This is a genomic window from Flavobacterium sp. NG2 (genome assembly GCF_034119845.1).
In the GTDB taxonomy this organism is placed as follows: domain Bacteria; phylum Bacteroidota; class Bacteroidia; order Flavobacteriales; family Flavobacteriaceae; genus Flavobacterium.
Map to the genome: position 1 here is coordinate 1230439 of NZ_CP139420.1, position 14050 is coordinate 1244488.

Annotated in this window: 11 protein-coding genes; 3 read left to right on the plus strand and 8 right to left on the minus strand. The window is 33.6% G+C overall.

The window, feature by feature from the left end; translation table 11 throughout:
* Positions 1-3: 3 nt before the first annotated feature.
* Together SLW70_RS05320 and SLW70_RS05325 are read left to right on the plus strand one after the other, a co-directional pair.
* Entirely contained in the window at positions 4-2265 is a 2262-nt protein-coding gene (locus tag SLW70_RS05320) for a carboxy terminal-processing peptidase (RefSeq protein ID WP_320891011.1), read from the plus strand.
* A gap of 8 nt (positions 2266-2273) precedes the next feature.
* Positions 2274-3125: a DNA/RNA non-specific endonuclease gene (locus SLW70_RS05325; protein ID WP_320891012.1), complete on the plus strand. Its 852-nt coding sequence runs from the start codon at positions 2274-2276 to the stop codon at positions 3123-3125.
* 13 nt (positions 3126-3138) lie between these two features.
* Here SLW70_RS05325 and rodA read toward each other — a convergent pair whose 3' ends face one another.
* From rodA to purH, 6 genes are all read right to left on the minus strand, one after another.
* On the minus strand, positions 3139-4371 hold the full coding sequence (gene rodA, locus SLW70_RS05330; RefSeq protein ID WP_320891013.1) for a rod shape-determining protein RodA: 1233 nt from the start codon (positions 4369-4371) through the stop codon (positions 3139-3141).
* Between the two features lie 12 nt (positions 4372-4383).
* Positions 4384-6318 (minus strand): penicillin-binding protein 2, encoded by a 1935-nt coding sequence (gene mrdA / locus SLW70_RS05335; RefSeq protein ID WP_320891016.1) that lies wholly within the window; start codon positions 6316-6318, stop codon positions 4384-4386.
* Positions 6315-6821, minus strand: a complete 507-nt coding sequence (locus SLW70_RS05340) for a rod shape-determining protein MreD (protein WP_320891018.1) — start codon at positions 6819-6821, stop codon at positions 6315-6317. The genes mrdA and SLW70_RS05340 overlap by 4 nt, the downstream gene beginning before the upstream one ends.
* A complete protein-coding gene (gene mreC, locus SLW70_RS05345) occupies positions 6814-7641 on the minus strand; it encodes a rod shape-determining protein MreC (RefSeq protein WP_320891019.1) in 828 nt (275 codons plus the stop codon). Before mreC ends, SLW70_RS05340 begins: the two co-directional genes overlap by 8 nt.
* Positions 7642-7739: 98 nt before the next feature.
* Complete coding sequence (locus SLW70_RS05350) at positions 7740-8768, minus strand: rod shape-determining protein (protein ID WP_320891020.1); 1029 nt, start codon at positions 8766-8768, stop codon at positions 7740-7742.
* Positions 8769-8821: 53 nt separating this feature from the next.
* Positions 8822-10348, minus strand: coding sequence for a bifunctional phosphoribosylaminoimidazolecarboxamide formyltransferase/IMP cyclohydrolase (purH, locus tag SLW70_RS05355; RefSeq protein WP_320891021.1), 1527 nt, complete (start codon positions 10346-10348; stop codon positions 8822-8824).
* Between the two features lie 199 nt (positions 10349-10547).
* Between purH and SLW70_RS05360 the strand changes: the two genes are divergently transcribed.
* Positions 10548-11798, plus strand: coding sequence for an ABC transporter permease (locus SLW70_RS05360; RefSeq protein WP_320891022.1), 1251 nt, complete (start codon positions 10548-10550; stop codon positions 11796-11798).
* A gap of 163 nt (positions 11799-11961) precedes the next feature.
* Here the strand turns inward: SLW70_RS05360 and accD are convergent, their stop codons facing one another.
* Both accD and fbaA read right to left on the minus strand, forming a co-directional pair.
* Entirely contained in the window at positions 11962-12816 is an 855-nt protein-coding gene (gene accD / locus SLW70_RS05365) for an acetyl-CoA carboxylase, carboxyltransferase subunit beta (protein ID WP_320891023.1), read from the minus strand.
* A gap of 109 nt (positions 12817-12925) precedes the next feature.
* Positions 12926-13993 carry a class II fructose-bisphosphate aldolase gene (gene fbaA / locus SLW70_RS05370; RefSeq protein ID WP_320891024.1) on the minus strand — a complete coding sequence of 356 codons (1068 nt, stop codon included), beginning with the start codon at positions 13991-13993 and terminating at the stop codon, positions 12926-12928.
* Positions 13994-14050: the final 57 nt, after the last annotated feature.

The window sequence follows — 14050 nt, forward strand, 5'->3', positions numbered from 1 at the left end:
TGAATGAATGCTATAATTAACTTTATGAAAAGACATTATAAAATACTTCTTACAATTGTCGTGCTTTCAGTGACGTTGTTTGCCTTTAATATTAAATCTAAAAACGAATCTGATCCTGATAAAGACAGGTTGCTTTTGGAATTGTTAACATTTGTGATTGAAAAAGGACATTATAGTCCAGCTGCCATAGATGATAGCTTTTCAAAAGGAGTTTATAAAGATTATATTCAAGCTTTGGATCCCTCTAAACGTTTTTTTCTACAATCAGATATTGATGAGTTTTCTAAATATGAAACACAAATAGACGACCAAATACTAAACAAAGATTTAACTTTTTTTAGTTTGACTTATGAGCGTTTGATGAAGCGTATGGAGGAGAGCAAGAAATTGTATCAAGCAATTTTGGAGGTACCTTTTGATTTTACAATTGATGAAAGCTTTAATACAGATTACGAAAAGGCACCTTATGCAAAAAACGAAATTGAGCTTAAGGAAAGATGGCGCAAGCAAATTAAATTATCTACACTTTCATCATTGACTGATAGAATAAAGATTCAAGAAAACAAAGCCAAAGGAATTGTTGAGGAAGCAAAGTCAGAAGATGAAGTAGAGGATGGACAGTTATCAATTGAAGAAGCGCCAAAAACGGTACAAAAACCAGTAACAAAAGACCATGAAAAACTTAAAAGTTTCGCGGAATTAGAGAAAGAAACTAGAGAAAGTTCTAAAAAATCTTTAGACGAATATTTTGGTTTCATGAAGGATTTGAATCGAAATGATTGGTTTTCGGTTTATATCAACTCGATTACGGCTCGTTTTGATCCACATACAAATTATTTTGCTCCTGATGAAAAAGAGCGTTTTGATGTAAGTATGAGTGGAAAGCTTGAGGGTATTGGTGCTAGACTACAAAAGAAAAATGATTTCACTGAGATTTCTGAATTGATATCAGGAGGTCCAGCTTGGAGAGGGAAAAAATTAGAGGCTGGTGATGTTATTATGAAAGTTGCTCAAGGTGATGGAGAGCCTGTTGATGTTGTAGGAATGCGTTTGGACGATGTCGTTAAAAAAATAAAAGGGCCAAAAGGTTCTGAAGTTCGTTTGACGGTAAAGAAAGTGGATGGTACAATTACGGTTATTTCAATCATAAGAGATATTGTTGAAATTGAGGAAACCTATGTTAAATCTAGTATCGTTACTAAGAACGGTCTTAAATACGGTGTAATATATTTGCCTAAATTTTATATTGACTTTGAAAACAAAAACGGTAGAGATGCTGGTAAAGATATCGCACTAGAAGTTGATAGATTGAAAAAGGTAGGAATTGACGGAATTGTTCTTGATGTTCGTGATGATGGAGGTGGTTCATTGTCAACAGTTGTTGATATAGCGGGGTTATTTATAGATGAAGGACCAATAGTTCAAATCAAATCGGCTGGTAGAAAAAAAGAAGTGTTATACGATAGAGATAATAAAATTGAATGGGATGGACCTTTAGTGATTATGGTCAATAATTTTTCAGCTTCAGCTTCTGAAATTTTGGCAGCAGCTATTCAAGATTATAAAAGAGGTGTCATTATTGGTAGCAAGCAAACATATGGTAAGGGTACTGTTCAAAATGTGATAGATTTAAATCAGTTTGTACGTAATAGTTCTGTTGGTGACCTAGGGGCATTGAAAACAACTACTCAAAAGTTTTATAGAATTAATGGGGGGTCTACTCAATTGGAAGGAGTGAGCAGTGATGTGGTTATGCCTGATAGATATGCTTATCTTAAGATGGGTGAGCGTGATGTTGAAAACGCCATGCCATGGGATAAAATCGATGCTGCGGTATATAAAGTTTGGGATAAGAATGAAAATTTCAATAAGGCTATTACAAATAGTAGAAACCGTATTGCAACTAGTGAAAATTTCAAGTTAATTGATGAAAACGCTAAATGGATTGATAGTCGCTCTGCAGATAATACTTATAGTTTGAATTTGGATAAATTTAGAGCAGCTCAAAAAGAGATTGAGGAAAAAGCTAAAAAGTACAAGCCTATATCTCAGTATAAGAACAATTTAGAGTTTTATTCATTGCCTTATGAAGTTGAGCAGACAAACAAGGATGTAGTCTTGAAGGAGAAAAGAGAAAGATGGCATGAAGCATTGTCCAAAGATATTTATGTTGAAGAAGCATTAAATGTATTGGATGATTTGCAAACAAAACCCATTTCTAAAAAAAATGTAAGTTCGAAAAAAGATAAATTAGTAAAATCATAACGTTTTGAATGAATAATATAACCGAATCAATATTCGCTTTGACGCTCCAAAAAATCTGCCTGATTTTTTGGAGCGTTTTTAGTTTTACATTTTTATATTCTTGTAAAAGTGAAACTAAAACTAAGGTCGTTGCCAATTCAATTGAAGACTTTCAAGCGGTAGATTTAGGTAAAGAGAAGAGTTGGACCTATTTTTTACCCAAAAAAAATACGAATCAACTAGTGCATCATCAATATTATAGTTTGTCATATAATGAGAAAGCAGAACAAGCAGAATGGGTTGCATATGAGTTGAAAAAGGAATATGTGAAAAATAATGATTTTAAAAGGCCTTATTTTATCGAAGATCCCAAAGTTGTAACTCAATCAGCTGATTGGAGGAATTATAAAAATTCAGGTTATGATAAAGGTCATCTCTGTCCAGCGGGTGATATGGAGTTTGATTTAAAGGCTTATAACGACACTTTTTATACTTCAAATATTTCACCTCAAAACCACGAATTTAATTCTGGAATTTGGAATAGGTTAGAGCAAAAAGTTCGATTTTGGGCTCAAAAATATGATGGTGTTGTCGTAATTACTGGTGGTGTATTAAAGAATACATCGGAAACTATTGGTAATGAAAAGGTAGTTGTGCCAAATTACTTTTATAAAATTATTTTTGAAAATGAGTTAGGCAAGCATAAGATGATTGCCTTTTTGATGCCAGCAGTTAAAAGCAATAAAGCCCTTTATGAATATGTAGTTCCAGTTGATAGTATCGAAAAAATAACAGGAATTGACTTCTTTCCAAATTTAGATGATAAAATTGAAAACAGCCTAGAGAAAAGTACAGATTATAAATCTTGGATTTTTAATTAACAATCGATTTATTTTACCACTCATTTACTTTATTGGCATCCATTTTAATAAAAACAAAAAGCAAAATTGTAAAACCCCAAAGTCCAGATCCTCCATACGAGAAGAAAGGTAAAGGAACTCCAATGGTGGGGAATATCCCTAATACCATTGCGATATTTACAAAGAAGTGGATAAATAGGATACTTGCTACACAATAGCCATAAACCCTGCTGAATTTCGTTTTTTGACGCTCTGCTAAGTATATAATACGTAGTAGTAGACAAACAAACATGATGATGACAAATAATGAGCCAACAAATCCCCATTCTTCACCTACAGTAGTAAATATATAATCAGTATGTTGTTCGGGAACAAAACCTCCTTTTGTCTGTGTTCCTTCAAGAAATCCTTTGCCAAACCAGCCGCCGGAGCCAACAGCAATTTCAGATTGATTTGTATTATAACCAATCCCTTTCATATCGACAGTTTTACCTAATAATATATTGAAACGGTCTCGGTGATGTTGTTTAAAAACATTTTCAAAAACGTAACTAACAGATAATACAAATCCAGAAATTAAAATAAAAATAATGGAGCTTAAAACGATGTTTCTATCGCCTAATCGGGATTTAAAATAGACTAATATAATTGCCAATAAAGCAATAAGAATAACATATTGAGGTTCTAATATTAAGGTCATAACAAACAATACTATGGCAATAAATCCAGTCCAAATATACCAAGCAGGTAAGCCTTCACGATACAATACTATAATAAGAAAGCAATAGATTAAAGCACTTCCAGGGTCATGAGGTACAATAAGCATAATGGGTAAGCCTAGAATGCCTAAAACCTGTATTTGCCTATTTGTATCCTTTAGGTTGATTTGGGCATCACTCAAATATTTGGCTAAGGCTAATGCTGTGGCAGTTTTAACAAATTCAGAAGGTTGTATTCCGAAGGAACCAAAGGAATACCAGTTTGCTTGCCCTTTAATAGTTTTACCAAATACAAATAAACCTGCTAGCGATAATAATCCAATTACATAAATCAAACTAGCATATTTTTCGTACAATTTACCGTCTACATAAAGTAAAATGAAAATTAAGGGTATTGTTAAAATAATGAAAAGAAGTTGTTTTTCAGAAGTTCCTTCCATAGAGGATAACGAAGAAGAATAGATGTTTAGCCATCCCATAATTACTAATAAACTATAGATGATTATGGAAATCCAGTCAATATTGCTTGTTAAACTTTGATTTTTCATTGAAATGAATCTCTAGTTAGTTTTCTTAATAGTATCCTTTTTTACAACTGGAATAGTGTTTTTCGCTTTCAAAATAGAATCTTTAATTCTTAATTGCATTTTAACGGCCTCTGAAAGTCCACCTAATTTAGCGTATCGATCTTGTAAACTTCTTTCTAAAGTTCTCTTTTCTAAATCTGTTCGCGTTATTTTGTGTCTTAGATATTTTTCAATCATTAAACTGGCAATAGGTCCCGCTATTGTTGCTCCAAATCCTCCATTCTCAACCATAACAGCGATGGCGATTTTTGGATTGTCTTTGGGTGCAAAAGCGACAAAGATAGAGTGATCTTCTAGTTTTGTTCGGACGCCATTAATTTTGGCAAAGTTCTCAGCAGTTCCTGTTTTACCACAGATATCGATTCCTTCAACACGGAGGGAACTAGCAGTACCTAAATTGTAAACATCAAATAACCCACTTATAACTGGTTTGAAGTACTTTTTGTCAATTGTAGTATAGTGCTTAGTCGTGAATTTTTTATCAATAGTTCCCCCTTTGATTTTTTTGATGATATGAGGGGTATAGTAATAGCCTTCATTGGCTACAGCCGCCATCATATTAGCTAATTGAATAGGAGTCATCAGCACCTCACCTTGACCAATGGCATTCGATACAATTGTTTTGCTATCCCAACGCCAATCTGGGTACATTCTTTTATATGTTTTTGAATCAGGGACTTTTCCTCTTTTTCCAGTTGGTAGATCGTATCCCATAAATTGCCCAAGTCCAAAGCTTTTAACATGTTTGCTCCATACATCAACAGCATAAGGTGGACTCTTGTATTTGTTTATAGTTCGCATATAAACAGTTCCAAAGTAGGCGTTACAAGAATTGTACATACCATTATGTAATTGATGTGGTCCGAAACCGTGACATTTCATGAATCTACCTCTAGCATAGCTGAAACCATGGTGACACATTACAGTTGTCTGCTCATCAATCACACCTTCTTGAAGCGCAATTAAACCAGTTAAGATCTTAAAAGGTGATCCAGGAGGATACTCAGCCAAAAGTCCTCTGTCATAGAGTGGTTTTGCGATAGAGTCACGATATAATAAGGTGTAATTTTTTGAACGTTGTCTTCCTACTAAGATGGAAGGGTCGTAAGATGGAGCTGTAATTAAAGCCAATATTTCACCAGTTTTAGGTTCTATGGCAACAATACCTCCTCTTTTGTTGTTCATTAATTGCTCGCCATATTTTTGAATTTCAGCATCAATGGTTAGGTTTATATCTTCACCTTGTACAGCGATAGTGTCGTATTTTCCATCTTTGTATGAGCCGATTTCTCTATTGTATTTGTCTTTTTGGATGTATTTTACTCCTTTGATTCCTCGAAGAATTTCTTCATAAGATTCTTCAACACCTTGTCGTCCAATTAAATCTCCACTTTTGTAGTACGGATTTTTTTCAATGATTCTTTCGTTTACTTGGGTAATAAAACCAAAAATATTGGCTCCAAAGTCAACTTCGTAATCACGTAAGGAACGTTTTTGAAAATAGAAACCTTCAAATTTTCGTATTTTTTCTTGAAAAGCGGCAAATTCACTTTTGTTTAATTGAGGTAAAAAAACGGACGGGAGTCTAGGACTGTAGACCTTCGCTTTTTCAACTTTTTCGATAAAATCTTCTTTGGTAATGTTTAAAAGGTGACAAAATTCTAGAGTATCAATGTTTTTCATTTCTCTAGGAATAACCATGATATCATAAGAAGCTTGGTTGGCTACTAATAATTTACCATTTCGATCAAAAATATAGCCTCTCTCAGGATAGTCATATTTAATTTTTATCGCGTTGTTTTCTGATTTTAATTTGAAGGTATCATTGATAACTTGCAAATAAAATACGCGAATTACAAGCAATGATGCTGCAATGATAATTAATGAAGGCAGCAGTAGTTTTCTCATCGTTTTACAGGCTTAATAAGGTATATTAAAATAATACAACTAATAAGAGTGAATAAGGCACTTAATAAGGTTCTAAGAAGGATGTCCCAAATAAAACTTACTTGAAAAGCTTCAAGAATAAACAGGGTAGTATGGTGTATTAATACCGCTAATAATATGAATGAAAATCGCTCAGGTGTTAAGGAGTCATTTATTCTGATGGTTTGGTATTCATAACTTACACCAAAGGAAAACTTGAAGATAGAGGGTCTAAAGTTGGCTAATATCAAACAAGCTGTAGCGTGAATTCCACCAGAATTTGAAAAAAAATCCATCGTTATTCCCAATAAGAAACTTGCGACAAGTAAACCTGATTTATTTCCATTGACAGGATATAACAATATGAACAAAATATAGGGAAGCGGCATGATAAATCCCAAAAAGGTCATGTTGTTAAAAATAACAATTTGAACGGCTAATAATAATATAAACCGAAAAACATTGACTAACAAAGTGCTATTCATTTTTTATATTTTGTTTTTCTAGGTTATTCAGTTCGTCTCTATTTTTACTTTTTATAATGTATACATGGCCTAAATTGGTCATGTCATTGAAAAGTTTGATGTTTAATGTGTAGTAATTCGTTTGATTGTCAATATAAATTTTGTCAATCGTTCCAATGTTAATGTTTTCAGGAAAAATTACCGATTGTCCTCCTGTTACGATAGTGTCACCTTTTCTCACTGAAGCTAATCTAGGAACGTCAATTAATTGGACAAAACCAGTGCTTTTTCCATTCCAAACTAAAGAACCAAAATGGTTTGATTTTTTGATTTTTGCATTTATCTGTGAACGTACATTCAGGATGCTTAGGACTGTCGAGTAATTTGGTGAGGTTTTGTCAACGATACCTACGATTCCTAGATTGTTTATTACCCCCATGTCAGTCTTAATGCCCTCAAGTGAACCAGAGTTTAATGTCAGGTAGTTTTCGTGTTGATTATATACGTTGTGGATGACTTTTGAAACTACAATATCATCAGGAGCGACACCTTTAAGATTTTCTATTTTTTTAATCTCAGTTGTATCTTTTGTGTTAAATAAGATACTTTTTAGCCTTGCGTTTTCTAAAGCTAAAGCCTCATTTTGAGTTCTTAAATTCAAATATTCGCTTATATTATTCATTTTTTCATACACACCACCACTTAGAAAATTCGCTGAACTAATGATTCTACTTTTATGGTAGGAGTGCGACTGTATCGTAAGCAATAACGAAATGCATAATAACAGCAAAAACAGTAGTCGATTACTGTTTTTGAATATAAAATTAAAGATTTGCTGCATTCTCTTATTTGATTATGTGTTTCGAAATAGGCTTAAGCAACTGAATTTTATAACCACTTAAGTAAGCTGTATAAAATTCAGTAGCATATAAGAAAATCTTATTTAATTAAGATGCTTTTAAATCTACCTATGTTTTTAAGTGCCATTCCCGTACCACGAACAACTGCTCTTAATGGGTCTTCTGCAATATAAACTGGTAAATCTGTTTTTTGAGAGATTCTTTTATCTAGACCTCTTAACATAGACCCTCCACCTGCTAAGTAAATACCAGTATTGTAGATATCTGCTGCTAGTTCAGGAGGTGTTTGAGATAGAGTTTCCATTACAGCATCTTCAATTCGTTGAATTGATTTGTCTAATGCTTTTGCGATTTCTCTATAAGACACTTCTACTTGTTTAGGTTTACCCGTAAGCAAATCACGACCTTGTACAGACATATCCTCAGGAGGAGTCTCTAGGTCTTCGATTGCTGCACCTATTTGGATTTTTATTTTTTCAGCGGTACTTTCTCCAACGAAAAGGTTGTGTTGTGTACGCATATAGTAAACGATATCATTTGTGAAAACATCTCCTGCAATTTTTACAGACTTATCACATACAATTCCTCCCAAAGCAATAACTGCAATTTCAGTTGTTCCACCACCGATATCAACAATCATATTCCCTTTTGGTTGCATAATGTCAATTCCAATACCAATTGCTGCCGCCATTGGTTCGTGGATTAGGTAAACTTCTTTACCATTTACTCGCTCACAAGATTCTTTAACGGCTCTCATCTCCACTTCAGTAATACCAGAAGGAATACAAACTACCATTCTTAAGGCAGGTGTAAACATTCTTTTCTTTAATGCTGGTATGCTTTTGATGAACATACTTATCATTTTCTCTGAAGCATCAAAATCTGCAATTACACCATCTTTTAAAGGACGTATTGTTTTAATGTTTTCATGTGTTTTACCTTGCATCAAATTGGCTTCTTTACCAACAGCGATAATTTTTCCTGAAATTCTATCTCTAGCAACTATCGATGGACTGTCAATAACAACTTTGTCGTTATGGATAATTAAGGTATTAGCGGTACCAAGGTCTATCGCGATATCCTCGGTCATGAAATCAAAAAATCCCATATACTATTTTGGGTTAAAAGTTATAAATATAATTGCGCACAAAGTTAAACAAATTAATGTTTGAAATGACGAGTTCCAGTAAATACCATTGCAAGATTATTTTCATTGCAATAATTAATGCTTAATTCGTCCTTAATTGAACCTCCTGGTTGAATAACAGCTGTGATTCCTGCTTCTTTTGCAAGAGCTACACAGTCAGGGAATGGGAAAAAAGCGTCGCTCGCCATTGAAGCACCTGTTAAGTCAAAACCAAAATGCTTTGCTTTTTCTACCGCTTGTTGTAGGGCGTCAACTCTTGAAGTTTGACCTGTTCCAGAAGATATTAATGTTCCGTTTTTGGCAAAAACAATCGTGTTTGATTTAGTGTTTTTACAAATTTTTGAAGCGAAAATTAAATCTTCTATCTCTTGTTCAGTAGGAGTTGTTATTGTAACGGTTTTTAAGTCGGCTTTATTGTCTGTGATATTATTTCTGTCTTGAATTAATAATCCATTTAAGCAAGTTCTTACTTGTCTTTGTGGTAATTCGATATCATTTTGAACTAATATGATTCTGTTTTTCTTTTCTTGAAGGATTGCTAGTGCTGCATCTTCATAGGCAGGAGCAATTACAACTTCACAGAATAATTTGTTGATTTCAGTAGCAGTAGCAACATCAATTGTTTTGTTTGCAATCAATACACCACCAAAAGCAGAGGTAGGGTCGCAGGCCAAAGCAGCGTTGTAAGCTTCGCTAATTGATTCTCTTGAAGCTAATCCACATGCATTGTTGTGTTTTAAAATCGCAAAAGTAGGTCCGTCTGTTTTAAATTCGTTAATCAAATTAACGGCTGCATCTACGTCTAATAAATTGTTATATGATAATTCTTTACCGTGTAGTTTTTTGAACATAGCATCAAAATCACCAAAGAAAAATCCTTTTTGATGAGGGTTTTCACCGTATCTTAATACTTGCCCATTTTCAATACTTTCTTTGTAATATGTTTCGTCAGTATTAAAGTAGTTGAAAATAGCACCATCGTAATGAGAAGAAACGTGGAAAGCTTTAGTTGCTAATAATTTTCTGTCTTCAAGTGTAGTTCCTCCGTTTTGTTTTGTAATCATGTCTAGGAATAAGTTGTACTCATTCATCGATGCAACAATAACAGTGTCTTTGAAGTTTTTGGCAGCTGCACGAATTAATGAAATTCCACCAATATCAATTTTTTCGATAATATCAGCTTCACTTGCTCCTGAAGCAACAGTTTTTTCAAAAGGGTATAAGTCAACAATAACTAAATCAATTTGAGGAATGTTGAATTCTTCCATTTGTTGAATGTCTCCTTCATGGTCTTGGCGATTTAAAATTCCTCCAAAAACTTTTGGGTGTAATGTTTTTACTCTTCCTCCTAAAATAGATGGATAAGAAGTAACATCTTCAACTGGTACAACAGGAATTCCTAAGTTTTTTATAAAATCTTCTGTTCCACCTGTAGAGTAAATTGTTACATTTTGACTGTGTAGTTGTCTTACAATAGGTTCAAGGCCATCTTTAGAAAAAACGGAAATTAATGCTGATTGAATTGTTTTTGTTGTGCTCATCTTAAGTTATTATTTGAAAGTGCAAAAATAGTTTTTTAAACTGAAAACTAAGCTATTTGAAGAAAAAGATAAATTGGATTTTTGATTAATTTTTTTTGATTTTGTGTGTATAGTTTTTCATTCTGCTGTTGTTGTATTTATTTTTAGGTTTTTGATTATAATTTGTTGAATTTTACTAATCTTAAAAATTCTACAAAAAATGTTTCTATATCTCCAGTTGTTAAGGGAAAGCTTTGTGTTTGCTTTACATGCATTGACAAATAACAAGTTAAGAACGTTATTGTCATTGCTTGGGGTTACTATTGGAATTTTTTCGATTATTGCAGTGCTTGCTGCAGTGGATTCATTAGATAGAAAAATCACGAAGGACTTGAGTAATTTAGATAAGAATACAATTTATTTGATGCGTTTTTCATTTGGTCCAACGGAAATCCCTCAATGGAAAAGGGAACAATTTCCAAATGTAAAATACGATGAGTATGTATATTTAAAAAGTTCATTGAATAATACAGAGCAGGTAGGTTTTCAGTTGTTTGTGGGGCGTGAATCAGTGAAATATGAGGATCGAATAGTAAGTGATATTAATGTAGTACCTGTTTCTGCCGAGTTTATTAAAATTCAAGGATTAGAATTTGATAATGGTCGGTTTTATAATGAATCAGAAGCAAATTCTGGAAAGGCCGTGGTTGTAATAGGTGCCAATATTTCAGAAAATCTTTTTGGAACGGAAGATCCTATTGGGAAGAAGGTTCGCCTGTATGGACAACGCTTTACGGTTATTGGTGTGTTGAAAAAACAAGGTGCAGGTTTATTTGGGGATAGTAATGATACTTCTGTTTTTTTGCCAGTTAATTTTTTACGACGAATGTATGGGGATAATAATGATGCGATGACTCCGGTAATTATTTTAAAACCAAAAAACGGTGTAGATATGGAGGCTTACAAGGTAGAGTTGTCGAGTAAATTGAGGAATTTTAGAGGGGTTAAAGATGGTGAAATTGATAATTTTTTTATTAATGTGTTCTCAGGTTTTACTAATTTGATTGACGGAATTATTAGTCAAATGAATGTTGTGGGATGGATTATTAGTGGGTTTTCGTTGCTTGTTGGCGGTTTTGGAATTGCTAATATTATGTTTGTTTCTGTAAAGGAAAGGACGAATTTGATAGGTATTCAAAAATCATTGGGAGCTAAAAATCATTTTATATTGTTTCAGTTCTTATTTGAATCTATTTTACTTTCTTTATTTGGAGGAATGATAGGTTTGTTCTTTGTATGGGTTATCTCAATTGTCATGACAAAGGTTGTTGATTTTGAATTTGTGCTGGGGCTGGGAAATGTGTTGTTAGGAACGGGATTAGCTGCGTTGATAGGTTTGATTTCAGGAATCATTCCTGCAATCACGGCTTCAAAATTAGATCCTGTTGAGGCTATTAGAACGGGGTTGTAGTTTTTGAGTTGGTTTTCAAATTAAGATTATACTAATTAAACAAACTAATTGGGAAGGGTTTGAAAAAAGTAGACTTACTTCTGAATGTACCTGTATGATCCAAAAAAAAATCCCAAGAAATGATTTTCCTTGGGATTTTTTGTAATTCTATGATTGTTGTATACTATCTAATTTCGTTGTTTTGAATTAAATCGATATACAAGTTAATCTTGTTTTTTAACTCTTTTCTAGCAGTTATAAAGTCTAAGAAACCGTGCTCTAATAAAAACTCAGCTGTTTGAAAACCTTCAGGTAAATCTTTACCAGTGGTATCGCGTACAACGCGAGGTCCAGCAAAGCCAATCAAGGCTCCAGGTTCAGCGATATTAATATCTCCTAACATAGCGTATGAAGCTGTTGTTCCTCCTGTCGTTGGATCTGTACATAAAGAAATGTAAGGAAGTTTTGCATCGGCTAATTGTGCCAGTTTTACAGAGGTTTTAGCTAATTGCATCAAAGAATAAGCAGCCTCCATCATTCTTGCTCCACCTGATTTTGAAATCATTACAAATGGAAGTTTGTTTTGGATAGCGTGATCAATTCCTCTAGCGATTTTTTCACCTACAACTGCCCCCATAGATCCACCAATAAAGGCAAAGTCCATACAGCAAACTACTAATTCTTTTCCTTTAGATTTACCAACACCTGTACGAACAGCGTCTTTAAGGTGGGTTTTTTCCATAACATCTTTTAGACGATCTACATATTTCTTTGTGTCTACAAAGTGTAAAGGGTCTTTGGATGTTAAGTTTTTATCCAATTCAACAAATTCATTGTTGTCGAATAAAATTTCAAAGTAGGTAGCACTACCAATTCTAACGTGAAAACCATCTTCTGGACTTACGAATAAGTTGCGTTCAAGCTCATCAGCGTCGATAATTTTTCCAGTTGGAGATTTGTACCATAGACCTTTTGGAACATCCATTTTGTCTTCGGTAGCCGTAGTAATTCCTTTTTCTTTTCTTTTAAACCAAGCCATTTCTTAAGTGTTCAGTGTTCAGTAATCAAGTAATCGGTCAGTGTTTGTATTCAGTTTAAGTATTCAGTAATGATTACTGAATACTTAAAACTGTATACGGAACAATTTATTATAGTGTATTCACGTTGTTTAAGTCAGCAAATGCTTGCTCAAGTCTTGTGTTGAATGTAACTTCACTTTCACGTACCCATTTTCTTGGGTCATAGTATTTTTTGTTAGGAACATCATCACCTTCTGGGTTTCCAATTTGAGTTTTTAAATACTCAATATTTTTTATCATATAATCACGAATACCTTCTGTGTAAGCAAATTGTAAGTCAGTATCAATGTTCATTTTAACAACTCCGTATCCAATAGCTTCTCTAATTTCTTCAATTGTAGAACCTGATCCACCGTGGAATACAAAATCAACTGGGTTGTTTCCTGTTTTATATTTTTCTTGAACAAACTCTTGAGAGTTTTTTAAGATTTTTGGAGTTAATTTTACGTTACCTGGTTTGTAAACACCATGAACGTTTCCAAATGCAGCAGCAATGGTAAACTTAGGGCTTATTTTAGAAAGCTCTTCGTAAGCATAAGCTACTTCTTCTGGCTGAGTGTATAGTTTAGAGCTGTCAACATCAGAGTTGTCAACACCATCTTCTTCACCACCTGTAATTCCAAGTTCTATTTCTAGAGTCATACCCATTTTGCTCATTCTTTCTAGGTATGTTTTGCAAATTTCGATGTTTTCTTCGATTGGCTCTTCTGATAAGTCAATCATATGAGAAGAATATAACGGTTTTCCAGTTGCTGCAAAATGTTCTTCTGAAGCATCTAATAAACCATCAATCCAAGGTAATAATTTTTTAGCACAGTGGTCAGTATGTAAGATAACTGTTGCTCCGTATGCTTCTGCAAGAGCGTGAACGTGTTTAGCTCCAGCAATACCACCAGCGATAGCTGATTTTTCGTTTGCATTTGATAATCCTTTACCTGCATTGAATTGTGCACCACCGTTAGAGAATTGAATGATAACAGGAGCATTTAATTTTGCTGCTGTTTCAAGAACTCCATTTATAGTACTTGAACCAGTTACGTTTACCGCTGGAAGTGCAAAACCTTTTTCTTTTGCATAGTTAAAAATTTCTTGAACTTGATCTCCAGTAGCTACGCCCGGTTTAATGTTGTGTCCCATTTTAATTGTTTTTAGTTATTTCTAGCTTTTAGTTTAAGACAGCAAAAATAAGAATTA

Coding starts and splice junctions, on each gene's coding strand:
- SLW70_RS05320 (WP_320891011.1), top strand. CDS start 4: ATGAATGCTATAATTAACTTTATGAAAAGACATTATAAAATACTTCTT.
- SLW70_RS05325 (WP_320891012.1), top strand. CDS start 2,274: ATGAATAATATAACCGAATCAATATTCGCTTTGACGCTCCAAAAAATC.
- rodA (WP_320891013.1), bottom strand. CDS start 4,371: ATGAAAAATCAAAGTTTAACAAGCAATATTGACTGGATTTCCATAATC.
- mrdA (WP_320891016.1), bottom strand. CDS start 6,318: ATGAGAAAACTACTGCTGCCTTCATTAATTATCATTGCAGCATCATTG.
- SLW70_RS05340 (WP_320891018.1), bottom strand. CDS start 6,821: ATGAATAGCACTTTGTTAGTCAATGTTTTTCGGTTTATATTATTATTA.
- mreC (WP_320891019.1), bottom strand. CDS start 7,641: ATGCAGCAAATCTTTAATTTTATATTCAAAAACAGTAATCGACTACTG.
- SLW70_RS05350 (WP_320891020.1), bottom strand. CDS start 8,768: ATGGGATTTTTTGATTTCATGACCGAGGATATCGCGATAGACCTTGGT.
- purH (WP_320891021.1), bottom strand. CDS start 10,348: ATGAGCACAACAAAAACAATTCAATCAGCATTAATTTCCGTTTTTTCT.
- SLW70_RS05360 (WP_320891022.1), top strand. CDS start 10,548: ATGTTTCTATATCTCCAGTTGTTAAGGGAAAGCTTTGTGTTTGCTTTA.
- accD (WP_320891023.1), bottom strand. CDS start 12,816: ATGGCTTGGTTTAAAAGAAAAGAAAAAGGAATTACTACGGCTACCGAA.
- fbaA (WP_320891024.1), bottom strand. CDS start 13,993: ATGGGACACAACATTAAACCGGGCGTAGCTACTGGAGATCAAGTTCAA.